The 21,376-nt window shown below is 69.0% G+C and carries 20 protein-coding genes; 12 read left to right on the plus strand and 8 right to left on the minus strand.

All coding sequences use genetic code 11. The annotated features are described in order from the left end of the window. Positions 1-54: 54 nt before the first annotated feature. The 3 genes from RIC31_RS25740 to RIC31_RS25750 are packed head-to-tail and all read left to right on the plus strand — an operon-like array spanning position 55 to position 2,708. Positions 55-1,257 carry an acyl-CoA dehydrogenase family protein gene (locus RIC31_RS25740; RefSeq protein WP_350115098.1) on the plus strand — a complete coding sequence of 401 codons (1,203 nt, stop codon included), beginning with the start codon at positions 55-57 and terminating at the stop codon, positions 1,255-1,257. Positions 1,258-1,260: 3 nt separating this feature from the next. Continuing rightward, entirely contained in the window at positions 1,261-2,295 is a 1,035-nt protein-coding gene (locus tag RIC31_RS25745) for a phosphotransferase family protein (protein WP_350115100.1), read from the plus strand. Continuing rightward, positions 2,295-2,708 carry a DUF6285 domain-containing protein gene (locus tag RIC31_RS25750; RefSeq protein ID WP_350115102.1) on the plus strand — a complete coding sequence of 138 codons (414 nt, stop codon included), beginning with the start codon at positions 2,295-2,297 and terminating at the stop codon, positions 2,706-2,708. Before RIC31_RS25745 ends, RIC31_RS25750 begins: the two co-directional genes overlap by 1 nt. A 24-nt stretch (positions 2,709-2,732) precedes the next feature. On the opposite strand, the gene RIC31_RS25755 is transcribed toward RIC31_RS25750, so the two are convergent. From RIC31_RS25755 to RIC31_RS25765, 3 genes are read right to left on the minus strand one after another with little or no spacing between them, the layout of a single operon-like run. Further along, complete coding sequence (locus tag RIC31_RS25755) at positions 2,733-4,268, minus strand: ATP-binding protein (protein WP_350115105.1); 1,536 nt, start codon at positions 4,266-4,268, stop codon at positions 2,733-2,735. Then, positions 4,268-4,870, minus strand: coding sequence for a YfiR family protein (locus tag RIC31_RS25760; protein ID WP_350115108.1), 603 nt, complete (start codon positions 4,868-4,870; stop codon positions 4,268-4,270). The genes RIC31_RS25755 and RIC31_RS25760 overlap by 1 nt, the downstream gene beginning before the upstream one ends. A gap of 4 nt (positions 4,871-4,874) precedes the next feature. After that, positions 4,875-6,845 carry a TonB-dependent receptor plug domain-containing protein gene (locus RIC31_RS25765; protein WP_350115111.1) on the minus strand — a complete coding sequence of 657 codons (1,971 nt, stop codon included), beginning with the start codon at positions 6,843-6,845 and terminating at the stop codon, positions 4,875-4,877. 396 nt (positions 6,846-7,241) lie between these two features. Here RIC31_RS25765 and RIC31_RS25770 point away from each other — a divergent pair, with 396 nt between their 5' ends. After that, a complete protein-coding gene (locus RIC31_RS25770) occupies positions 7,242-8,057 on the plus strand; it encodes a DUF2189 domain-containing protein (protein ID WP_350115114.1) in 816 nt (271 codons plus the stop codon). A 288-nt stretch (positions 8,058-8,345) separates the two neighbouring features. Then, positions 8,346-8,945 carry a MarR family winged helix-turn-helix transcriptional regulator gene (locus RIC31_RS25775; RefSeq protein WP_350115118.1) on the plus strand — a complete coding sequence of 200 codons (600 nt, stop codon included), beginning with the start codon at positions 8,346-8,348 and terminating at the stop codon, positions 8,943-8,945. On the opposite strand, the gene RIC31_RS25780 is transcribed toward RIC31_RS25775, so the two are convergent. From RIC31_RS25780 to RIC31_RS25795, 4 genes are all read right to left on the minus strand, one after another. Next, complete coding sequence (locus tag RIC31_RS25780) at positions 8,885-10,066, minus strand: enolase C-terminal domain-like protein (RefSeq protein WP_350115121.1); 1,182 nt, start codon at positions 10,064-10,066, stop codon at positions 8,885-8,887. The genes RIC31_RS25775 and RIC31_RS25780 overlap by 61 nt on opposite strands. A gap of 73 nt (positions 10,067-10,139) precedes the next feature. Continuing rightward, a complete protein-coding gene (locus RIC31_RS25785; protein WP_350115124.1) occupies positions 10,140-11,258 on the minus strand; it encodes a sensor histidine kinase in 1,119 nt (372 codons plus the stop codon). A 53-nt stretch (positions 11,259-11,311) separates the two neighbouring features. After that, positions 11,312-12,586 (minus strand): pentapeptide repeat-containing protein, encoded by a 1,275-nt coding sequence (locus tag RIC31_RS25790; protein ID WP_350115127.1) that lies wholly within the window; start codon positions 12,584-12,586, stop codon positions 11,312-11,314. A gap of 146 nt (positions 12,587-12,732) precedes the next feature. Next, a complete protein-coding gene (locus RIC31_RS25795; protein WP_350115130.1) occupies positions 12,733-14,187 on the minus strand; it encodes an amidase in 1,455 nt (484 codons plus the stop codon). 205 nt (positions 14,188-14,392) lie between these two features. Between RIC31_RS25795 and RIC31_RS25800 the strand changes: the two genes are divergently transcribed. The 7 genes from RIC31_RS25800 to RIC31_RS25830 all read left to right on the plus strand — a co-directional run bounded on the left by RIC31_RS25800 (position 14,393) and on the right by RIC31_RS25830 (position 20,562). Next, positions 14,393-14,824 (plus strand): PAS domain-containing protein, encoded by a 432-nt coding sequence (locus RIC31_RS25800; protein ID WP_350115133.1) that lies wholly within the window; start codon positions 14,393-14,395, stop codon positions 14,822-14,824. 182 nt (positions 14,825-15,006) lie between these two features. Continuing rightward, on the plus strand, positions 15,007-16,281 hold the full coding sequence (locus RIC31_RS25805) for an ABC transporter substrate-binding protein (protein WP_350115136.1): 1,275 nt from the start codon (positions 15,007-15,009) through the stop codon (positions 16,279-16,281). Positions 16,282-16,373: 92 nt separating this feature from the next. Continuing rightward, entirely contained in the window at positions 16,374-17,282 is a 909-nt protein-coding gene (locus RIC31_RS25810; protein ID WP_350115139.1) for a branched-chain amino acid ABC transporter permease, read from the plus strand. Beyond that, positions 17,279-18,295: a branched-chain amino acid ABC transporter permease gene (locus tag RIC31_RS25815; protein WP_350115142.1), complete on the plus strand. Its 1,017-nt coding sequence runs from the start codon at positions 17,279-17,281 to the stop codon at positions 18,293-18,295. Before RIC31_RS25810 ends, RIC31_RS25815 begins: the two co-directional genes overlap by 4 nt. 8 nt (positions 18,296-18,303) lie before the next feature. Beyond that, entirely contained in the window at positions 18,304-19,098 is a 795-nt protein-coding gene (locus tag RIC31_RS25820) for an SDR family NAD(P)-dependent oxidoreductase (RefSeq protein ID WP_350115145.1), read from the plus strand. Position 19,099: 1 nt separating this feature from the next. Then, entirely contained in the window at positions 19,100-19,849 is a 750-nt protein-coding gene (locus tag RIC31_RS25825) for an ABC transporter ATP-binding protein (RefSeq protein WP_350115148.1), read from the plus strand. Then, positions 19,846-20,562 carry an ABC transporter ATP-binding protein gene (locus RIC31_RS25830; protein ID WP_350115151.1) on the plus strand — a complete coding sequence of 239 codons (717 nt, stop codon included), beginning with the start codon at positions 19,846-19,848 and terminating at the stop codon, positions 20,560-20,562. The genes RIC31_RS25825 and RIC31_RS25830 overlap by 4 nt, the downstream gene beginning before the upstream one ends. Positions 20,563-20,578: 16 nt before the next feature. Here the strand turns inward: RIC31_RS25830 and RIC31_RS25835 are convergent, their stop codons facing one another. Continuing rightward, complete coding sequence (locus RIC31_RS25835) at positions 20,579-21,178, minus strand: TetR/AcrR family transcriptional regulator (protein ID WP_350115154.1); 600 nt, start codon at positions 21,176-21,178, stop codon at positions 20,579-20,581. Positions 21,179-21,376: the final 198 nt, after the last annotated feature.

The following is a 21,376-nucleotide window of genomic DNA, read 5'->3' on the forward strand; positions in this document are numbered from 1 at the left end:
CCGCGGCGCGGCGGCGGTATCTTAGCCCGGTCGAAACCAGCCGAGCGACCCCCCATGGACTTTCACCTCCCCGCCGAGGTCGATGCGTACCGGGCCAAGGTCCGTGCCTTCGTCGCCGAGCATATCGTGCCGGTCGAGGCCGACCCCAGCGCCTATGACGAGCACGACAACATCCGCCTCGACCGGCTCGCGACGCTGCGGGCGAAGGTCAAGGAGGCCGGGCTGTGGGCGCCGCAGATGCCGCGCGAGATGGGCGGCCTCGGCTTCGACCAGGTCGGCATGGCCCCGGCCTACGAGGAGATGAACCGCTCGATCTTCGGACCGGTCTGCTTCAACTGCGCCGCCCCCGACGACGGCAACATGTTCGTCCTCAACCGGGTCGCGACCGAGGACCAGAAGCGGCGCTGGCTGCAGCCGATCGTCGACGGCAGCGTGCGCTCGGCCTTCGTGATGACCGAGCCGTCGCCGGGCTCCGGGTCCGACCCGGGCATGATGCTGACCAAGGCGGAGCCCGCCGGCAACGACCGCTGGCGGATCACCGGCCGCAAATGGTTCATCACCGGCGCCGAGGAGGCCGCGCACTTCATCCTGATGGCGCGCACCTCCGACGATCCGCGCAAGGGGCTGACAGCGTTCATGTTCCACAGGGACCAGCCGGGATGGCGGATCATCCGCCGGATTCCGATCATGGGACCGGAGGAGCATGGCGGGCACTGCGAGATCGAATTCGAGGGCATGGAGATCGACGACAGGGACCGCGTCATGGCGGTCGGCGACGGCCTCAAGCTCACCCAGATCCGGCTCGGCACCGCCCGGTTGACCCATTGCATGCGCTGGCTCGGGCTCGCCAAGCGCTCCATGGAGATCGCCCTCGAATATGCCGAGCGCCGCGAGGGCTTCGGGGTCCGGCTGGCCGACCGCGAGACCGTGCAGACCATGCTCGGCGACCTCGCCTACAAGATCGAGATCGGCCGGCTGCTCACCATGAAGGCGGCCTGGAAGCTGTCCAACGGCGACTTCGCCCGCAAGGAGGTGTCGATGGCGAAGATCCACGTCGCCGACACCCTGCACGAGGCGGTCGACATCGCCATCCAGATCAACGGGGCCCGCGGCTATTCCAAGGACACGCCGCTGGAATGGATCTACCGCTACGCCCGCCAGGCGCGCCTGGTGGACGGTGCCTCCGAGGTCCACAAGATGGTGCTGGCCCGGTTCTACCAGAAGGAGCGCGGCGACTTCTGGTCGTGGGGCATGTAGGCCATGCGGGCGGAGCACCGAGACGCCCTGGGCCGCTGGCTCGCACGGGCCCTGGGCGCAGGCGAGGTCCGGATCACCGAGCCGGCCAAGATGCCGGGCGGCGCGATCCAGGAGAACTGGACCTTCGACGCCCTGGTGACCGACGGACCGCATGCCGGCACCCTCGGGCTCGTGCTGCGGACCGATGCGCCCTCGGGGGTCTCGTTCAGCCGCAGCCGGATCGAGGAATTCGCCCTGCTGAAGGCCGCGAACGCCGTGGGGGTCACCGTCCCGGAGCCGCTGGCCGTCGACCCCGACGGCGAGGTGCTGGGCAAGCCGTCCTACGTGATGCGCCGGGCCGCCGGCACCGCCAATCCCCGCACCCTCGCCCGCGAGCCGGCCCTGGACCCGCACCGGCCGGCCCTGACCGAGTCGATCGGCCGGGAGCTCGCGCGGATTCACACCATCACGCCGCCGCAGCCGAGCCTGGCCTTCCTGGGTACCGATCCGCGGCCGCCGGCCCGGCGGCGGGTCGCCGAGTTCGTCGAGCAGCTCGACGCCCTGCCGCATCCGTACCCGGTGCTCGAATGGGCGATCCGGTGGCTCGACCGCAACGCGCCGACCGCGCCGGCCTCGGTGCTGGGACATGGCGACTTCCGCTGCGGCAACCTGATGGTGGATGCGACCGACGGACCGAGCGTGACCGCGGTCCTCGACTGGGAGTTCGCGAGCTGGTCGGACCCGATGGAGGATATCGGCTGGCTTTGTGCGCGGTGCTGGCGGTTCGGGGCCGACGACCGGGAGGTCGGCGGCATCGGTCTGCGCGCCGATTTCCAGCGCGGCTACGAAGCGGTGTCCGGCCGCCCGCTCGACTGGGCGCAGGTGCCGTACTGGGAGGTTCTGGCCACCACCCGCTGGGCGATCATCGCCGTCCAGCAGGGCGAACGCCACCTGTCGGGGCGTGAGTTCTCGATCGAGCTGGCGCTCACCGCGCGCAAGGCCGCAGAGATGGAATACGACCTGCTGGCCCAGATCCGCCGCATCGAGGAGGCCGCCTGATGTTCGACCGCCCCGACCGCCTCGCCCTCCTGGGCGCCGCCGAGACAGCGTTGCGCGACGAGGTCCTGCCGGGACTGGAGGGCGGCGCCCGATACACCGCCCTGATGGTCGCGAGCGCGCTCGCGATCGCCCGGCGCGAACTCGAAGCCGGCAACGAGCCCGCCCGCGTGGTGCTGGACGCCTTCGCCGAGCTGTACGGCCAGGACAACGTGCATCGCGCCGGCGGCGACTCCGGCGAGCGGGTGAAGGCCCTGATGGCCGACCTCGCCCGCGAGATCCGCGACGGGGAGTATGACGACGACCTGCTGGGCCCGATCCACGCGGTGCTGCAGACCCTCGTGGTCGAGCGCCTGAAGCGCTCCAATCCGCGGTTCCTGGAGGCCAGAGAGTACAGCCAGCCGAGCCGCTGCTGACCTCCTAGTGGTCGATTTCGATCGCTAACCCTCGGCGGACAGCCGGGACGTCGGGAACCACAGCACGACCGAGGTGCCCTCGCCCAGCCGGCTGGTCAGTTCCAGGCGGCCGCCGTGATGCTCCATCAGCGTCTTGCTGAGCGACAGGCCGAGCCCGGTGCCCTGATAGCGGCGGGAGAACGCGTTCTCGACCTGGGCGAACGGCGTGAGGACCCGCCCGAGATCCGCCTCGGCGATCCCGATTCCGGTGTCCGCGATGGTCACCCGCAGGCCGTCGTCGGCCTGGACCGCCACCGAGACCCGGCCGCGCGCCTCGGTGAATTTGACGGCGTTGGACAGCAGGTTGATCAGGACCTGGCGCACCCGCATCGGATCGCAGCGAAGCGTCACCGCGGCCGACCCCGGTGCCGGCCGCTGCAGATCGATCTCCTTGGCCCGGACCAGCGGCCGCACGATCCGCAGGGCATCGTCGATCAGCGTACCCACATCCACGGCCTCCTCGCGGAGCGCCAGCTGTCCGGACTCCATGCGGGTCATGTCCAGGATGTCGCCGATGATGCCGACCAGGTGCTCGGCGCTCTGCCCTATGTCCCGCGCGTACTCCTCGTAGCGGGCGTCGCCGAGCGGACCGTAGATCCGGTCCGCCATGATCTCCGAGAACCCGATGATCGCATTGAGCGGCGTCCGGAGCTCGTGGCTCATGTTGGCCAGGAACTCGGACTTGAACCGGTTCGCCGCCTCCAGCTCGGCCTTCGACGTCCGCAGGTCGGCCACGGTCGCCTCGAGACGGTCGTTGCTCTCCTGCAGCTGCGCCGTGCGCTCGACGACCAGCCGTTCCAGCTGCGCCCGGTACATCTCCAGTTCGCCGTGCTGCGCCTCGATCTGGCCCAGCATGTCGTTGAATCCGGTGATCAGGTCGCCGAGTTCGTCGTTGGTCTGCCGGTCGGCGCGACGGCCATAGGCGCGATCGGTGCTGACCTGGTTCATCACCCCGGCCAGATGCATGATCGGCCGCACCAGGGTTCGCTGGAGCATCGACGACAGGGCGAAGGCGATGATCGTCGACAGCAGGGCAATCACCCCGGCGATCGCCAGCAGCGCGTTGCGCTCTTCGCGCAGGACCCGCAGCGAGGCGAGCAGTTCGACCGCGCCGACGACCTCGCCGTTCAGCCACACCGGTTGCCGGACCCAAAGCCCGCGTTCGTCGAACCGTGCGCCCGCACTGAGCGCCGGCACGCCGCCGCCCGGCATGGTCCCGAAGCGCGCGAACGACTCGCCCTCCGGGCCGACCAGGCGACCGGCGACAACGTCGGTCCGGCCACGCAGGGCCGACAGGGTCTGGGTCGCTGCAACGGGGTCGTTGAAAACCAGGGCGGCGCCGGTGTTCTCCGCCAGCACCTGCGCCAGCGCCGTGATCTCGCGCACCATTCCCGACCGGGTGGCGCCGTTCGCATACAGCAGGAAGCCGATGGTCGCGAATGCCGTCGCGACCGTTCCGACCAGCATGGTCGCCGCAATGAATTTCGCGCGCAGAGAGAGGTTGGAGACCCAGCCGGGCATCACTTCCTCACCGCCTCGACGATCTCCGCCAGTTGCAGAAGCTTCGAACTCAACCTGACCCCCGCCTGGGTGACTGCTTGCAGATTTACTTGAAATCGCAGGCGCTTTCGATCCTCGATCAAGCCGATATGCCCGCCGAGGCCGGCGAAGCCGGGTTTGTCCGACACCAGCAGGACGGCGCCACGGCGAGCCCGCGCGAGCACGTCCTGCAGCGCGGTCTCGGAGGCGAACCCGCTCGCGAAGTAGATGTGGCAGGCATTGATCGCCGCTCCCGGATCGAGCATCCGGACCAGGATCGGGTGTCCGCCGACCGGACGGCCTTCGATGGCGTGCAGCGCCTCGCGGTCGAGATCGCCGTGGCGCGCGCACAGCACGATCGGGTCCTCGGTCGACTGGAACCGCTCTCCCGGCCAGATCGCGAACTTCGCGAAGTTGTAGACGAATGCCACCTTCACCGCCGCCTCCCGGGGCTGGTCGTTCGGCTCCGCCTCCGCGGCGTACGGCCGCCAGATCGCTCCAAGCAGCACCGCTGTCCAGCAGGCCGAAAGGAGCAATCGGCGGATCGCTCGCATCGACCGGAAGCTGGTTTGGCGCCCCGCCATGCCTTCAGAACTTCAGCGAGACCGACCCGAAGACCGAGCGTTCGGCCTTCGTCGAGATCGTGCCGGCCACCGCGTCGCCATTGAGCTCCAGACGCTCGCTGTGCAGCAGGTTCTGACCGGTGATAGCCAGTTCGAGATTCGGTACCGGCCGCCAGGCCAGGCGAACGCCGAGTTCGACATAGGCGTCGGTATCGTTCACGTCGATCTCGCTGACGTAGCGGGCGGTAGCGTCGAGCGTCACCGTCGGCGTCACGTCCCAAAGGCTGCGGGCTGCCACCTGGTGGTTCGAATCGGCGCTCTGGGCGTAGTCCGTCTGCAGGAACGCGTACCAGCCCTGCAGCCGCAGGGATTCGGCCGGTCGCCAGTTGCCGACGACCTCGAGGCCGTAGACGTCGGCCTCGTCGTCGTTGGCGGTGTCGAGCGGGACCACCACGTAGGAAGTCCCGTCGGACGACGCTGCGAACGGCGTTCCTGCGGTCGAGCTGACCAGTCGATCGTAGAAATTGTAGAAGGCCGCGACGTCGAACGACAGGTTCCGGTCGGCCTGCCAGCGGTAGCCGGCTTCCAGCGACAGCAGGTCCTCTGACGTGACCGACGGGTCGCCGATGAAGCGCACCACGCTCGGCAGCCCTCCCGCCGTCGGCGGGATCACGATCGCCGCGATGTCCAGGTCGTTCTCCGCCCGGGACGGGGTGCGCACGGCACGCGAGACCGCCGCCCAGGTCGAGTTCCGGTCGTCGAGGTGCCAGATCCCCCGAACGCTCGGCTGGATCTCCAGGCCGGTGTAGCTGTTGTATTCGACCTTGGTGCCGGCGGTGACCTCAACGTCGCCGCCGAAGAACTGCAGGGTGTCCTGGGCGAATGCGTTGATCAGGTAGAGGTCGTCGCTGTCCGGCTCGAAGTCGACGGCGAAGCTCTCGCTGAGATTGTCGCGGCTGTAGCGGCCGCCAGCCCCCCAGACGATGCGGTGACGGTCGCCCACCGCGAAGCGGTGCAGGGCCTCGACGTCCACCGTGTCGCGCTCCTCCTCAACCCGCGGATCGACGAGGGCGTCGCGCTGATAGTACATGCGCATCTCGACCTGGTTGCCGGCGGACAGCTCGCGGCTCCAGCTTCCCAGCACGAAATGGCCGGTCACCTCGCCGTCGACCTCGAGGCGCTCGGAATACGGGGCGGTCAGGGTCGGACCCACGTAGCCGTCGCCGACCACGCTGCTGAACGACCCGCCCTGGACGTGCCAGGTGTCGCCGCCCGGCTCGGACAGGTCGACGCGGAAACCGGCACGCGCCGACCGCCAGTCGTCGGCGCCGCCGACCCCGTCGTTGCCGGCCCTGCTGCCCTCGCTGAATGCCTTGCCGTACACCCGGTAGTGACCGTTCTCGCCGAGTGATCCGCCGTACCGTCCCTCGCCGCGGATCTCGTCGTTGGATCCGGCCCCGGCCGACAGGAAGCCTCCCCGGGTATCCCGGGCGTGCTTGGTGATGACGTTGATGACGCCGTTCACCGCGTTGGCGCCCCACAGCGCGGCCCCCGGCCCGCGGATGACCTCGATCCGCTCGACATCCTCCAGGAGCGTGTCCTGACGATCCCAGTACACCCCCGAGAACAAGGGCGTGTAGACGGTCCTGCCATCGATCAGCACCAGCAACTTATTGGCGAACCGGCCATTGAATCCGCGCGAGGAGATCGACCAGGAGCTGGCCGTGATCTGGGCGACGTTCAACCCGGGTACCATCCGTAGCGCCTCCGGGATCGACCGCGCGCCCATCCGTCGGATGTCCTCGTTGGTCAGGACGAACACCGCGGCCGGAGTGTTCTCTATCGATTCCGGACGTTTGGCTGCCGATGTGATCTCGATTTTCAGGAGCTGCTCGAGCGTCAGGTCCGCATAGTCCTCCGGCATCGCCGAGCGCGCCGGAGTCGCTGTCGCGACTCCCCAGGCGGCGACGGCGACGGCCGCCCAATGTCGATGCATGCCCCCCTCCCTGCAACACGGAGACAGGATACCCCAACACGGTTTACGTGTAGCCATGTCATTCGCGACGGTCCGATGGTCCCATGGCGGATCGCACGAGGGAGGACCGCGCGACGCCGGCGCCGGCCCCGTGACCGCGGCAGCAGTGAGACCGGAGACGGCGCCGCTCCGAACTGACTTGCCGTGCCGGGACAGCCGTGAAGATGGCGTCGCTCGGGATTCGGCGTATGCTGGAGACCTACGGCGGGTCGCGGCTGATCGCGTGACCGGCGCCGATCCGACGCCAGCCCATGACCGGCCCTGCCGCCTCGGACCAGACGTTCGGGAGTTTGGAAAATGGCCACTGGAGCGCAAATTCGTAATCCCCTCGAATGGGGGTTGGATCAACTTAAGAGAGTGCAGACCGCGATCGAGGCTACCGGGCACGCGGTCGGCGGGGCGGAGGCCGCGGCGCCTGCCGATACCGCCGGCATACGCCGAATCGAGATCCGGGACCTACGGGATGCGCTGTCGAAGGGCCTCGACGACTTCCGGGCAAGCCGGACCGACGTCCTGTTCCTGTGCCTGATCTATCCTGCGGCCGGCCTGTTCCTCGCGCATCTCGCATTCGGCTACGACCTGCTGCCGCTGATCTTCCCCATGGCGTCGGGCTTCGCGCTGCTGGGGCCGGTCGCCGCCATCGGCCTGTACGAGATGAGCCGCCGCCGGGAACGTGGCCTCGAGGCGACCTGGGCGGACGCGCTCGGGGTGATCAGGTCGCCCGCCTTCGGCGCGATCGCGGTTCTCGGCCTTTACCTGCTCGCAGCGTTCCTGCTCTGGCTGCTGGTCGCCTACGGGATCTTCCAGGCGACCCTGGGACCGGAGCCGCCCGCCTCGGTCGGTGCATTCGTCCAGGCGGTTTTCGGCACCGCTGCCGGCTGGGCGATGATCGCCATCGGCATGGGGGTCGGCTTCCTGTTCGCCGTCGTCGTCCTGACCGTCAGCGTCGTGTCGTTCCCGATCCTGCTGGACCGCGACATCGGCCTCTACCCGGCGATCGGCACCTCGATCCGGGCGGTCCTGGCCAACCCGGTGCCGATGGCCGCCTGGGGGCTGATCGTCGCCGCCGGCCTGGTGGTCGGGACGATCCCGCTGTTCATCGGCCTCGCGGTCGTCATGCCGGTCCTCGGCCACGCCACCTGGCATCTGTACCGCAGGCTGGTCGCAAGATGAGCGGCCGCGCCGACGGCACTTGAGGGCAATCGGGTGAAGGATAGGAGCGGCGGGTGGGTTCCGGAGCCGTGCGCTCTCGCGCCCCCTCCGGAATGACGAGAATGGGAGCGAGTCCGCCGATTGCAGTGACTTGCTCCGCCCTTTCCATCGTCATCCCGGAGAGTCCCGGACTTGATCCGGGGCGGCTCCGGGAGCCACGAAGCGACGGGCTGCCGACCTCAACACCGTTCACCCGATTACCCTGCGACGGCACTTGAGGCCGGTGCCGCAGACACATATCGTCCGGGGATGCGTGAGCCCTCATCGCCTCCATCGGATCGGGCGGTCGCCGCCTGGGCCCGGCTCGTCCGGGTCTCGCAGGCCCTGCTCGAGGCCGTCGAGGCGGACCTCAAGGCCGCCGGCATGCCGCCGCTGGTGTGGTACGACGCGCTGCTCGAACTCCGGCGCGCCGAGCCCGACGGCCTGCGACCGTTCGAACTGCAGAACCGGATGCTGCTGGCGCAGTACAACCTCTCGCGGCTGCTCGACCGGGTCGTCAAGGCCGGCTACGCCGAACGCCGGCCCTGCCCCGACGACGGCCGCGGCCATGTTCTGCGGCTCACCGACACCGGCGGGACCCTGCTGAAGTCGATGTGGCCGGTCTACCGCCAGGCGATCGCCCGGCATTTCGCCGACCGGCTGGACGACCGGGAGGCCGACGAGTTGGCCCGGCTGCTCGGCAAGCTGCAGGAGCCGGCGGGCAATCAGCAGCCGTCGCCTGAGCCGGTTCCGCCGCCTGAAGCGCAGCCCGAGCCGGAGCCCCCGTCGCTCCGATCCGGACGGCGCCTTCACTTGACCTCGAAGACCTCCAGGCGGGTCCGGTTTCTGACGATGAAGTCCCAGTCGTAGATCACCCCGAGGCCGGGACCGGTCGGGACGGAGACGCAACCGTCGCTGCCGATGCAGTCGAGCTGGTCCGAGTAGCCGCAGGCATAGACCGGCGGCACGGCGTTCGGGCAGTCCGGCCCGACCAGCGCCACCTCGTAGTAGTTGCTGTTGCGGGTCGCCGCCATCACATGGCGGTGCGCCGGCCCGCAGGCATGCACCTCGACGTCGACCCCGAAGGCCTCGGCGAGATGGTGGATCTTCATCGCCCCGGTGATTCCCATGTCGTATTCGGGATCGGAGCGCAGGAAATCGGTGCCGCCGGCCATCAGGAAGTCGGCCTTCGGCTCGATGCCGCGGACGTGCTCGGTCTGCAGGATCGGCGTGCGGATCATCTCGCGCAGCTTCTTGTGCGCGAAGGCCGAGACGCCGGAATCCCGGAACGGATCCTCGTACCAGAAATAGCCGGCCTCGTCGCAGGCCCGGCCCACGTGGAGCGCGTCGGCGAAGGTCCGCAACTCGCAGGCCGGGTCGAGCATCAGCGTCATCGAGTCTCCGACCATCTCGCGGACCTTCAGGACGTTGGCGGCCTCCTCGTGCCGGTCGCCGTCGTGCCAGCCATGGACCTTGAAGGCGCGATAGCCCATCTGCCGGCACTGCAGCGCGAACTCCCCGAACGCCTCCGGGCTGTCGAGGCCGCCGGAGCGGTCGCCGTGATAGGTCGAGGCATAGGCCGGCAGCCGTTCGCGATGGGCTCCCAGCAGGGTCGCGACCGAGCACCCGAGCTGCTTGCCGGTCCAGTCCCACAGCGCGATGTCGATCGGGCCGTGGCCCATGTGGTCGAACTGCCGGGCCTCGCGCTTGAGGTCGTCCCAGATGCCCTCGCGCTGCTCGGCATGCCGGCCGAGCAGCAGCGGCGCCAGCATCAGGGTCTGGCCGAGCGCGGACGGCGACGCCACCCAGTGGGTGACATACTCGCCGCGGCAGCCGTCGGCGGTCTCGATGCGTACCGCGTATTTCGAGACCCGCGAGGTCGCCCCCTTGCGGAAGCTCAGCGAGCCGATGCTGCCGCCCTCGGCGGCCCGCCCGAGATTGACGGCATCGAAGCCGAACTCGTGAACCTCGACGCGGGTGATCCGGGTCATTGCGCACCCTCCCTGCTCCAGCCTCGCGCGATCATGCGCGGCGGTCAGCGACCGGGCAATCCCGGTCCGCCGGTCAGAGCAGGTTCAGGAGTCCGCCATGGCCCGGTGCGGCGACCAGCCGGTCGGCCGGCAGCATGACCGATACCGTGGTGCCGCGCCGGGGCGCGCTGTCGATCGACATCCGGCCGCCATGAGCCTCGATGATGGCCTGGCTGATCGGCAGGCCCAGGCCGGTGCCGGCCTCGCCGGTGCGGATCGCCGACTCGGTCCGACCGAACGGCAGCAGGGCTATGGCGATCTCGTCCCGGGTCATGCCGTTGCCGCCGTCGGCGACGTCTATCCAGACGTCCCCGCCCGCTGCGACCCGGTGCGAGATCCGGATAGGCCTGCCATGCGACGAATATTTGATGGCATTGCCGATCAGGTTGACGAACAGCTGCCGCATGCGGGTCTCGTCGGCATACACCAGCGGCATCCCGGTGATGCCGTCGACGTCGATCTTGATCGACTTGTCGTGCGCCGCCCTTTCCAGCATGACGACCGCCGAGGACAGCACCGAGCGGAGTTCGACCGGGCGTTCGTCGAGCGAGGCCGGACCGGCGCTGGCCCGCCCGAGGTCGAGGGCGCCGTTCACCAGGGCCAGCAGGTGATAGCCGGACCCCACGATGTCCCGGGCATAGTCCTTGTAGCGGCCGGCCAGCGGCCCGAAATGCTCACCGAGCAGAATCTCGCCGAAGCCGATCACCGCATTGAGCGGCGTACGCATCTCATGCGCCAGGTTGGCGAAGACGTCGGCGATCCGTCCGCGCGACTCGGCGCGGGCTTCGACGTCCAGGACGCCGCCGCGCTCGGACGCGGCCGGAACCACGACCAGGGCCCGGCGGTCCTCGCCGCCGCCGGTCCAGTCCCGACCGCTCGACACCAGGACCGGCAACGCGCCGCCGGACAACGGCCGGATCAGGGCATGTCGCCACAGGGTCCCGGCGCCGTCAGGCGTGCCCTTGCCATCCAGCTCGACCGAGACCGGATCACCGAGGACGATGACCTCCGAGACCAGCCGTCCGACCACGTCGCTCGGGCCGGACCCGCCGATCAGTTGCAGGCCACCGGTGTTGACGTCGGCGATCCGGTCGTTGGCCAGAATGAACATGGCAATCGGCCAGGCGTCCACCGGCACCGAGCGGGCCTGCACGGGGGGCTCCTCCTTCGGTGAAGCCGTGGCCGGTGCTCCGCAACCGCCCACGCTCACAGTCCCCGTACGCCGTCGAGGTCGACGCCGTCGAGGACCGCGCCCTGCAACCGGGCCCCCTCGAGCATCGCGCCGCGCAGAACCGCGCCGGTCAGATCGGCGTCGGACAGGTCGGCCCGCCGCAGATCGGCTCCGCTGAGGTTCATGCCGACCAGCCTGGCACCGTTCAGGCGGGTGCCGACGAATGCCGCGCCGACGCCGTTGGCCGCGATCTCGCGCGAGTGGCTGGCCATCGCCAGCGGCCCGAGGTCGGCTCCCCGGAGATCCGCGTCGTTGAGATGGGCATCGCTCAAGGTCGCGCCGCGCAGGTCCGCCGACCGCAGGTTGGCTTGCCGCAGGTCGCTGCCGGTCAGGTCGATCAGCGCCATCGAGGCACCGTTCAGGTCGCCTGCGAACAGCACCATGCCGCGCAGCGATGCCGCCGCCAGGGCACGCCCGGCCCAGTTCACCTTCGGCAGCATCATGCCCGAAAGCACCATGCGCGCACCGCTGCCCGAGTTGGTCTCGACCCAGGAGCGGTGGGCGGCCAGCAGCGCCGGGAGATCGAGGCCGGCCTCCTGGTCGGTCTGGGGCTTGATCGCCTTGTTCAGGGCCGGGTGATCGAGCAGAGCGATGTCGATGATGGCGCCGGTGAGATTGGCGCCGGTGAAGTCGCTGTCCTCGAGCACGACATTGGTCAGGATGGCGCCCCGGAAATCAGCCTCGCTGGCCTTGCAGCCGACGAACTGCGCGCCTTCGAGGTTGGCGTTGCGAAACACCGCGGTCCGCAGGTCCGCCTTCTGGAACGACACGCCGCGCATCTGGGCGCCGGTGAAATCGGCGCGGACGGCGAAGGACTGCCCGACCCGGGCCGAGGTGAAGTCGGCACCGTGGGCCCGCACGCCGGAGAGGTCCGGCGCGCCGGACTGCGCGGACAGGCCCGACAGGCCCGAGGCCGAGGCCCGGGCCAGCACCGCCTCGCGGATGTCGGCCTGCGCCAGGTTGGCACCGCACAGGGAAGCCCCCCGGAAGCACGAGCCGCGCAGGTCTGCGCGTGTCAGATCGGCACCGTCGAGGCGCGCCCGCGTCAGGTCGGCGCCGAAGAATGTCGCGAAGCACAGGACCGCCCGGTCGAGCTTGGCATCGACCAGGGAAGCGCCCGTGAAGTCGGCCTCGTCCAGCCGCCGTCCGCTCAGGTTGATCCCGTCCAGCCGCATGTTGGCCAGCAGCGCGCGCCGGCCACCCGGAAGGCGCTTCACGTAGCGATCGTGCTGCTTGATGGCAGTCGCCACTGCCCGGCTGTCCGGCGTAACCGGACCGTCGGGAGAGACGTCGTTTGCCGTGGCCATTGCGGATCCCAGTTCCGTCGTTCGCCTGGAAAGTACCCCGGACTCGTTAAGGGAGGGTTGACGCAATTACCGTGAGGTACTCTACCACCCTAGCTGTACCCGGATGGAGCGACGAATCCGCCGTACTGCATCTCCATCATCCGGGCGAATGCCAGGGCGGTCTTGTCCCTGCCGTGGCCGGCGATGATCTGCAACCCGCACGGCAGGCCGTCGCGCGCCGCGCCGACCGGCACCACGGTGCTCGGCAGGTACACCACCGAAGACAGACCGGCCCAGAACAGCTGGTCGACCGTCGGTTCCGGGCGCCCGTTGATCGGGATCGTCCGCTCGTGCCGGAGCCCCTTCTGCTGATGCGGGAACGCCGTCGACGCGGCGGTCGGGCACAGCAGCAGGTCCCATTCGCCGAAGAACGCGGCCCAGGCCTCGCGCAGGTGGGTGCGCCGCTCATGCGCCCGCAGCCAGTCCCGGTGGCCCTGGGTCACCGCCCGCGCCACCATCGGCACGTAGCCATGGTCCTCGGGGGCCGCCTCGGCGGCGATCCGGCGCTGCTGCTCGAGATCGGCGTCGCCGAGGCGCGCCGAGGTCGCGGCCCGCAGCAGCTGGATGTACAGCCGGTGCGACTCGGTCGTGTCGAAGTCCGGCCGGGCGGTGTCCGAGACCGTCACCCCGAGCCGCGCCAGCGCGTCGACGGTGTCCTGGAGCTTGGACGTCAAGGTGTCGTCCTGGGCGCAGTTCCGGTCGGTCAGCATCACAGCGACCCGGAACTCGCGCGGGTCGGATCGGGCATCCTCCGGCATCTCGAGGCGCCAGCAGTCGGCGTCGAGCCCGTCGGCGCCGGCCATGGCGTCGAGCGCGACCTCCAGGTCCGCGGCCGATCGCGCCAAGGGCCCCACGACCGAGATGTCGGCGGCCGACAGCACCCCCGGCAGGGCGTGCCCGCGCATCGGCACGATGCCGTAGGTCGGCTTATGGCCGTACACCCCGCAATAATGCGCCGGGTTGCGGATCGAGGCGCCGATGTCCGATCCGGCCTCCAGCCCGGTCAGCCCGGCGGCGAGTGCCGCGGCGCTGCCGCCCGAGGAACCGCCGGGCGTGCGCGTGACGTCCCAAGGGTTGTTGGTGCTGCCGTAGACCGGGTTGTAGCTCTGCCAGTCGGCGAGCAGCACCGGCACGTTGGTCTTGCCGAACGGCACGGCGCCGGCGGCACGCATCCGGCGCACCACCGTCGAGTCCTGCCGGGCCCGCCGGTCGGCGAACTCGGGGAGGCCCCAGGTCGTGGGCAGCCCCTCCATGTCGTAGCTTTCCTTGAAGGTCATCGGCACGCCATGCAGCGGGCGCCAGACGTCGCCGCGGGCCAGCGCCGCGTCGGCGGCCTCGGCCCGGGCCCTGGCGCGCTCGACGTCGAGCACGACGATGGCGTTCAGGCCGGGATTGTGGCGCTCCACCCGATCCAGCAGATGCTCGAGCACGTCCACGCAGCCGAGCCGCCGGTCCCGTATCCGAGCCGCGATATCTGTGGCGGAAAGGTAGGCAATCTCGGTCATCGCGGCCTCGTTCGAACGGTTGCCCGGCAACAATGGTCCGCGGCGACCCGCCGATCAACTCGTGACCGTTTCTTAAAATCCCGTCATGCGAGTATGGATTTTATGGTTATTCCCTTGATGAACGATCTACATACGATCATATTCGAATCGGCACGGCTCGACGGGACCCATGGGACACATCCTCGCACACCCTCTGGAACGGCGGTTGACCCATCCGGTCCACCAGTTGGCGCTGGCCTACTGGATGCGATGCAGAAAGCTGTCCGGCGGGATCCCCGGGCGGCAGGACATCGATCCGGTCGAGATCCCCAGCCTGCTGCCGTGGGTGAACCTGATCGAGGTGCATCGCCGGCCGGACCGCCTGGCGTTCCGGCACCGGCTGGTCGGCACCGGGATCGTCGACGCCTGGAACCGCGACAGTACCGGCCAGTGGTTCCACGAGATCTACCAGCCCCGGAAATTCGCGTCCATGCAGCCGAGGCTCGAGGAAATCACCAGGACCGGCGAGCCGGCGGTCCTGGACGACGACCTTCGCGAGGTCGGCAAGCCGCACCGGACGGTAAGCACGCTGGTCATGCCCCTGGCGTCGGACAGCCGCCGCGTCGACATGCTGCTGGCGGTGTCCCAGTACGTCTGAGTCCGGGACCCGGGCGCCGCGCGGTCCCGCTCCTTAAATGAACAATGACCCATGGTTCATTTACCTTGACAGTCCTCCCGCTGCGTTCGCAGACTTGGCCGCAATAAGAGTCCCCCCACCGGAACCGCGACCGGCCAGCGCCAACCGGCGCCGGTAGCGCACGCCAAAAAGCGAGGAACGCCATGAAGAACCACCAGAGTCGAGGACCGTCCCGGCGAACCGTCCTGAAGGGGGCCGCCGGCGCCGCCGCCCTCGGAACCGCCATCGTCGGGTTTCCGGCCTATCTGAAGGCCGCCGGCAAGCCGATCAAGATCGGCATGCCGACAATCATGTCCGGCCGCGTCGCCATTCTCGGCGAATCTTCGGTCGCCGCCGCGCAGCTGCAGATCGCGCGCGTCAACAAGGCCGGCGGCGTCGGCGGCCGGCCGCTCGAGCTGGTGGTCCGGGACTCCCGGGGCAAGCCCGACGAGGCGGCGCGGATGACCCGCGACCTGGTCAACAACGAGGGCTGCGACATCATCCTGGACGCCGAGGCTTCCAGCGCCTCCTTCGCGGTCAACGAGGTGGTCCGCGACATCAAGAAGTACTGCATCCACTCCAACTCCGAGACCTCGTCGCTGACCGCCGAGCCGAAGAACCAGGTCCCCTGGGTCTTCCGCAGCGCGCGCCAGGGCATCCACGACGCCGTCGGCGGCGGCCTTTACGCCGCCAAGGTGGCGAAGGAGAAGGGCCTGAAGCGGTGGGCCACCGTGTCGCCCGACTACGCCTACGGCCGCGCCAACACCGAGGAGTTCATGGAGTACGTCAAGGTCTTCGCCCCCGAGGTGGAGATCATCGAGCAGACCTGGCCGAAGATCTTCCAGCCGGACTACACCGAGAACGTGACCGCCCTGCTCAACGCCCAGCCGCAGGCCGTGTATTCCTGCCTCTGGGGCGGCGACCTGGTGGCGTTCACCGACCAGGCCAGCCTGTACGGCCTGTTCAACCAGTTCGAGGCGTTCGCCGTGAACCTGGGCGACTACCCGGTGATCACTGCTATCAAGAGCCTGCCGGAAGGCGTGCACTCGGGCAGCCGCTACCACCGGGACATCCCCGACACGGCGGAGAACGAGGCCTGGTACAAGGAGTTCATGGCGAACTCCAAGGTCCTGCCGACCAACTGGAGCTGGGAGAACGCCACCGCGATGGACTTCATCATCGCGGCGCTGACGGCCACCGGCGGCGACACCGATGCCGAGAAGCTGGGCAAGGCGACCGCCGGTCTCACCATCGACTCGCCGTTCGGCGCCGGCGGCAAGCTGACCATGCGGGAGTCCGACCACACCCTGGTCAACTACATGGTCGGCTACAGCAAGACGATCGCCAAGGACCCCTACGTGGTCGACTTCAAGCAGACCGACTGGGCCGACATCTACAAGCACGAGGACGAGTGGAAGAAGCGCAACGGCTACATCTGACCTAGCCGGACGGGGCGGGCCCGCCCCGCTTCCCGAACCAGGCCGCGCCGGCAACCCCGGCGCGGCCTTCCCCGCGGCCCCGGGACTCGAAAATGATCGAACTCGACGCGCTCGCAGCCTGCCTGACGACGCCGGCCTGTCTCGTCAACCAGACGACCAGCGGGCTGATCATCGGCATGCTTCTGTTCCTCGTGGCCTCCGGCGTCACGCTGATCTTCGGCGTCCTGCACGTCATCAACTTCGCGCATGGCAGCTTCTACATGCTCGGAGCCTATTTCGCGTTCACGGTCTACGGCCTCACGGGAAACTACTTCCTGGCGGCCGGCGCCGGAGCGGCCGGCGCGGCGCTCAGCGGCATCGTGTTCGAGCGCCTGATCATCAGCCGCGTATACGGCCAGAACCTGCTGATGCAGTTGCTGGTCTGCTATGCGTTCATCCTGATCGTCGACGATCTGGTGAAGATCGTCTGGGGCGCCGAATACCTCGCCATGGGCATCCCGGCCGAGTTCCGGCTGCCGCCCCTGCGCTTCGCCGGCGGCTTCGTCCCGCCGTTCTACCTGTTCCTGGTGGCGATGGCGGTGGCGATCGGCGTCGGCTCGCTGCTGATCGTCACCAAGACGCGGTTCGGCAAGATCGTCCGCGCGGCCGCCCACAACGCCTCGATGGTCTCGGCCCTCGGGATCCGCGTGAACATCTATTTCGCGCTGCTGTTCGGCCTCGGCTGCGGCCTGGCGGGCGTCGCGGGCGCCTTGGCGGCGCCGGTGCGGTCGCTCACCCCGGGCATGGGTCTCGGCATCCTGGTCGAGAGCTTCATCGTCACCGTGATCGGCGGCATGGGCTCGATCCCCGGGGCGTTCCTGGCCGCCATCATCCTCGGCCTGACGCGCTCGATCGGCAGCGTCGGCTTTCCGCTGTTCGTCGACGGCGCGATGTTCATGATCATGGCGCTGGTCCTGATCTTCCGGCCGACCGGCCTGCTCGGCCAGGGGACCCTGCGATGACGCTGCTGAGAGAATTCCGCCGCGACCTGGCGATCGCGGCAGCCGGCCTCGTGGTCCTGCTGCTGATCGGCTTCGGCGTCGAGAACCCGTGGCCGCGCGACTTCCTGACCTCGATCTTCGCGGTCGGCCTGCTGGCGATGTCGCTCAACCTGCTGGTCGGCTACACCGGCCTGGTGTCGTTCGGGCACGCCGCCTTCTTCGCCTTCGGCGGCTATGTCTTCGGGCTGCTGCTGCAGTGGCCGGCGTTCACGGACTCGCTCGGCGCGGGCTCGGTCCCGGTGGCGTTCGCGGCCGCGGTGATCGGGACCGGACTGTACGCCACGATCATCGGCGCGATCTGCGTCCGCCTGACCGAGATCTACTTCGCTTTCCTGACCCTGGCGTTCCAGATGTTCCTGTACAGCGTGATCCTGAGCGCGGTCAGCATCACCGGCGGCGACCAGGGACTGATGGGCGGCATCCCGCGGCCGGTGTTCCTCGGCATCGATCTCGGCGATCCCCATCACCGCTACACCGTCTGCGCGGTGGTGTTCGTGGTCTGCGTGATGATCATGCGGATCGTGACCGAGAGCCCGTTCGGCTACACCCTGCGGATGATCCGCGACAATACCCAGCGTGCCGCGTTCCTGGGGGTCAACGTCGCCCGCGTGAAGCTGATCTGCTTCGTCACCGCCGGTTCGATCGCCGGGGTGGGCGGCATCATCCTCGCCCTGTTCACCTCCGGCGCCTATCCGGAGTGGGCGTTCTGGGCACAGTCCGGCGAGGCGATCTTCATGATCATGCTCGGCGGTCTCAACGTGTTCCTCGGGCCGCTGCTCGGTGCGGTCGCGCTGCGCATCCTGAATGACGTCGTCCAGATGTACACGAGCCACACCGAGATCGTGATCGGGTTCGTGATCCTGGCGGTGGTGCTCGGGCTGCGGCGCGGCCTGCTGGACTTCGCGCGGGATTGGTGGATCGAGCGGCAGCAGGCGAAGCTGGCCGCCGCAAGCAGGGAAGAGCGTCAGTCATGAGCGCGGCCATGAGCATGCAGACCGGATCCCTCGACGGCCGGGTCGCGGTCGTCACCGGCGGCGCCAGCGGCATCGGCGAGGCCTGCGTCCGCCTCCTGGCGGCGCGCGGTGCCCGGCTGGTGGTGGCGGACCGCAACATCGAGGCCGCCGAACGGATCGCCGGCGCGGTCGGCGGCACCGCGCTCGCGGTCGACGTCCGCGACGCCGATGCGGTGCAGGCCCTGGCCGACCGCACCGAGCGCGAGGTCGGCCCGACCGCCATCCTGGTCACCTCGGCCGGCATCGTGCAGCCGCCGCTGCCGCCGGAGGACCTGCCGCTGGCCCTGTACGACGACGTCGTGGCGATCAACCTGCGCGGCACCTACCTGACGGCGCGCGCCTTCGCCGGCTACATGCTGACGCGCCGGGCCGGCGCCATGGTCACGATCAGCTCGGTGACCGCCGAGCGCTCGACGCCGCTGCACGCCTATGCGCCGACCAAGGCCGCGGTGACCAACCTGACCAAGGGGCTCGCCGCCGAATGGGGCCGGGCCGGCATCCGGGTCAACACGGTCGAGCCCGGCTACACCCGCACGCCGGCGCTGCAGGACCAGATCGACCGCGGCTACCGCGACCCGGGCCTGCTCGAGGACAACTCGACCCTCGGCCGCATGGTCGAGCCCGAGGAGATCGCCAAGGCGGTGGCGTTCCTGGTGTCCGACGAGGCATCGGCGATCACCGGCATCGCCCTGCCGGTCGACGCCGGCTACTTCTGTGCCGGATCCTGGCACCCCTATGGCGGCGTGCGCCGCAGGGACGCCTGACATGCTGAAGATCGAAAGCCTGGTGAAGTCCTTCGGCGGCGTGGTCGCGACCGACCACGTCTCGCTCGACTTCCCGTCCGGCTCGCTGAGCGCCGTGATCGGCCCGAACGGCGCCGGCAAGACCACGCTGTTCAACCTGATCACCGGACACCTGGTGCCGGACAGCGGCCGCATCCTGCTGGCCGGCGAGGACATCGCCGGCATGGCTCCCGCCCGGATCGTCCGCAAGGGCGTGGGACGGGCGTTCCAGGTCGCCAGCATCTTCCCGACCCTCACGGTCGAGCAGGCGCTGATGGTGGCGGTGGCCTCGCATGTCCACATGTCGGAGCGCCTGCTGTCGGCGTTCCCGCCCCCGGCCGTGCGCACCCGCGCCGGCGAGTTGATCGACCTGCTCGGCATGGCCCCGGTCGCCCGCCTGCTGTGCGCCAACATCTCGCATGGCGACCAGAAGCTGCTGGACATCGGCCTGGCCCTGGCGCTGGAGCCCAGGGTGCTGCTGCTGGACGAGCCGACCGCCGGCATGGGCCCGGAGGAGCGCTGGCAGATGATCGGCACGGTGCGCCGGCTGTGGGAACAGGGCCACATGACGCTGGTGTTCATCGAGCACGACATGGATATCGTCTTCGAGGTCGCCCAGGCGATCCACGTGCTGCGCTACGGGTCGGTGCTGGCGTCCGGGAACGCCGAGCAGATCCGCGGCAACCAGGAGGTCGTCGAGGCTTATCTCGGGACCGAGGAGGCCACGGCATGAGCGGCACGACGATCCTCAGCGTCGAGGACCTGGACGTGTTCTACGGTGCCTCCAAGATCCTGTTCGGCGTCGGCCTGGCCGTCGAGAAGGGCCGGACGCTGGCCCTGCTCGGCCGCAACGGCGCCGGCAAGAGTACGACCCTGAAGGCGATCGCCGGGGTCGCGCCGCCACGCCGCGGCCGGGTCCGGCTCGGCACCCGGGAGTTGGCCGGTGCGCGGCCCGACGCCATCGCGCGGGCCGGCATCGGCTACGTCCCGGAGGACCGGCAGGTGTTCCCGATGCACAGCGTCGAGGACAACCTGCTGATCGGTGCCAAGGCCGGGCCGGCCGGCCAGGATCACTGGACCCTCCAGACGGTCTACGCGTCCTTCCCGATCCTGGCTGGCATGAAGGAGCGACGGGCCGGGCTGATGTCCGGTGGCGAGCAGCAGATGCTGACCATCGCCCGGACCCTCATGGGCAACCCCGAGATCCTGCTGCTCGACGAGCCGTCCGAGGGTCTCGCGCCGATCATCGTGCAGGCCATCGGCGAGCTGATCCGCAAGCTCCGCGCGATGGGGGTCACCATCGTCCTGGCCGAGCAGAACATGCATTTCTGCCTGGGCATCTCGGAGGACGCGGCGGTCATCGACAAGGGCCACATCGTTTACCGCGACACCATCCAGGGCCTGCGGGCGAACACCGAGGTGACCAGGCGCTACCTGGCGCTGTGACGGCGGTCTGCCGCGGTCACCCGGCGCTGAACAGCCCGCGGCTGACCAGCTTCACATAGGCCTCGACAACATGCTCGGGCGGCGGCGCGGTGCCGCCCTTGCCGTCGTAGACGTAGCGCATGGAGAGATAGGACCGGGCCGACAGCAGGATGTAGATCACCGCCTCCAGCTCGGCCTCGCTGTAGCCCTGGATCTCGCCCCGCTCGACCGCCCGGCCGAGCGATCCGGCGTAGCCTTCGACCAGCAGCCGGAAATGCTCGGCATGGGCCTTGGGGGCGAAGATCTCGGCCTCGTAAAGGATCCGGTAGAACGACGGGTGCGCGATCAGATAGCCGAAGAACGCCCGGAGCCGGGCCTCCTCGCGGGCGGCGCCGGTCAGGTCCGCGGCGACCGTGTCGCGGATGTGGTCGAGCATCTGCCGTCCGAGATAGGGAAGCAGCTGGTCGAAGATCTGCTGACGCGATTCGAAGTAGTTGTAGAAGGTTCCCTGGGCGACACCGGCCAGCTGGGTGATCTTCGAGACCGAGGCTTCGGCGTAACCGTCCTCCCCGACCACCTGGGCCGCGGCCTCGAGGATGCGCATGTAGGTCTCGCGCGCCTTCTCCTCTCGGGTCACCCGGGGTCTCGGGCTGTGGCGGAGGACTGAAACCTTTCGCATCGATGGTCCAAGTTATTTCAACAGATGAAATTCCTATTTCGACCGCCGGGGACAACCTGTCAAGCACGAGCAGTATGGATAGGGCGGATTGCCGGGGTCAACTTAAATGACTAATGATTCATAATTCATATCAACCACGGCATCCGGCCGGCGGCG

This window comes from Thalassobaculum sp., assembly GCF_040219615.1.
Classification (GTDB): domain Bacteria; phylum Pseudomonadota; class Alphaproteobacteria; order Thalassobaculales; family Thalassobaculaceae; genus Thalassobaculum_A.

Coding starts and splice junctions, on each gene's coding strand:
- RIC31_RS25745 (WP_350115100.1), top strand. CDS start 1,261: ATGCGGGCGGAGCACCGAGACGCCCTGGGCCGCTGGCTCGCACGGGCC.
- RIC31_RS25750 (WP_350115102.1), top strand. CDS start 2,295: ATGTTCGACCGCCCCGACCGCCTCGCCCTCCTGGGCGCCGCCGAGACA.
- RIC31_RS25820 (WP_350115145.1), top strand. CDS start 18,304: ATGAGCATGCAGACCGGATCCCTCGACGGCCGGGTCGCGGTCGTCACC.
- RIC31_RS25775 (WP_350115118.1), top strand. CDS start 8,346: ATGCGTGAGCCCTCATCGCCTCCATCGGATCGGGCGGTCGCCGCCTGG.
- RIC31_RS25795 (WP_350115130.1), bottom strand. CDS start 14,187: ATGACCGAGATTGCCTACCTTTCCGCCACAGATATCGCGGCTCGGATA.
- RIC31_RS25805 (WP_350115136.1), top strand. CDS start 15,007: ATGAAGAACCACCAGAGTCGAGGACCGTCCCGGCGAACCGTCCTGAAG.
- RIC31_RS25765 (WP_350115111.1), bottom strand. CDS start 6,845: ATGCATCGACATTGGGCGGCCGTCGCCGTCGCCGCCTGGGGAGTCGCG.
- RIC31_RS25740 (WP_350115098.1), top strand. CDS start 55: ATGGACTTTCACCTCCCCGCCGAGGTCGATGCGTACCGGGCCAAGGTC.
- RIC31_RS25780 (WP_350115121.1), bottom strand. CDS start 10,066: ATGACCCGGATCACCCGCGTCGAGGTTCACGAGTTCGGCTTCGATGCC.
- RIC31_RS25755 (WP_350115105.1), bottom strand. CDS start 4,268: ATGCCCGGCTGGGTCTCCAACCTCTCTCTGCGCGCGAAATTCATTGCG.
- RIC31_RS25825 (WP_350115148.1), top strand. CDS start 19,100: ATGCTGAAGATCGAAAGCCTGGTGAAGTCCTTCGGCGGCGTGGTCGCG.
- RIC31_RS25810 (WP_350115139.1), top strand. CDS start 16,374: ATGATCGAACTCGACGCGCTCGCAGCCTGCCTGACGACGCCGGCCTGT.
- RIC31_RS25830 (WP_350115151.1), top strand. CDS start 19,846: ATGAGCGGCACGACGATCCTCAGCGTCGAGGACCTGGACGTGTTCTAC.
- RIC31_RS25760 (WP_350115108.1), bottom strand. CDS start 4,870: ATGGCGGGGCGCCAAACCAGCTTCCGGTCGATGCGAGCGATCCGCCGA.
- RIC31_RS25815 (WP_350115142.1), top strand. CDS start 17,279: ATGACGCTGCTGAGAGAATTCCGCCGCGACCTGGCGATCGCGGCAGCC.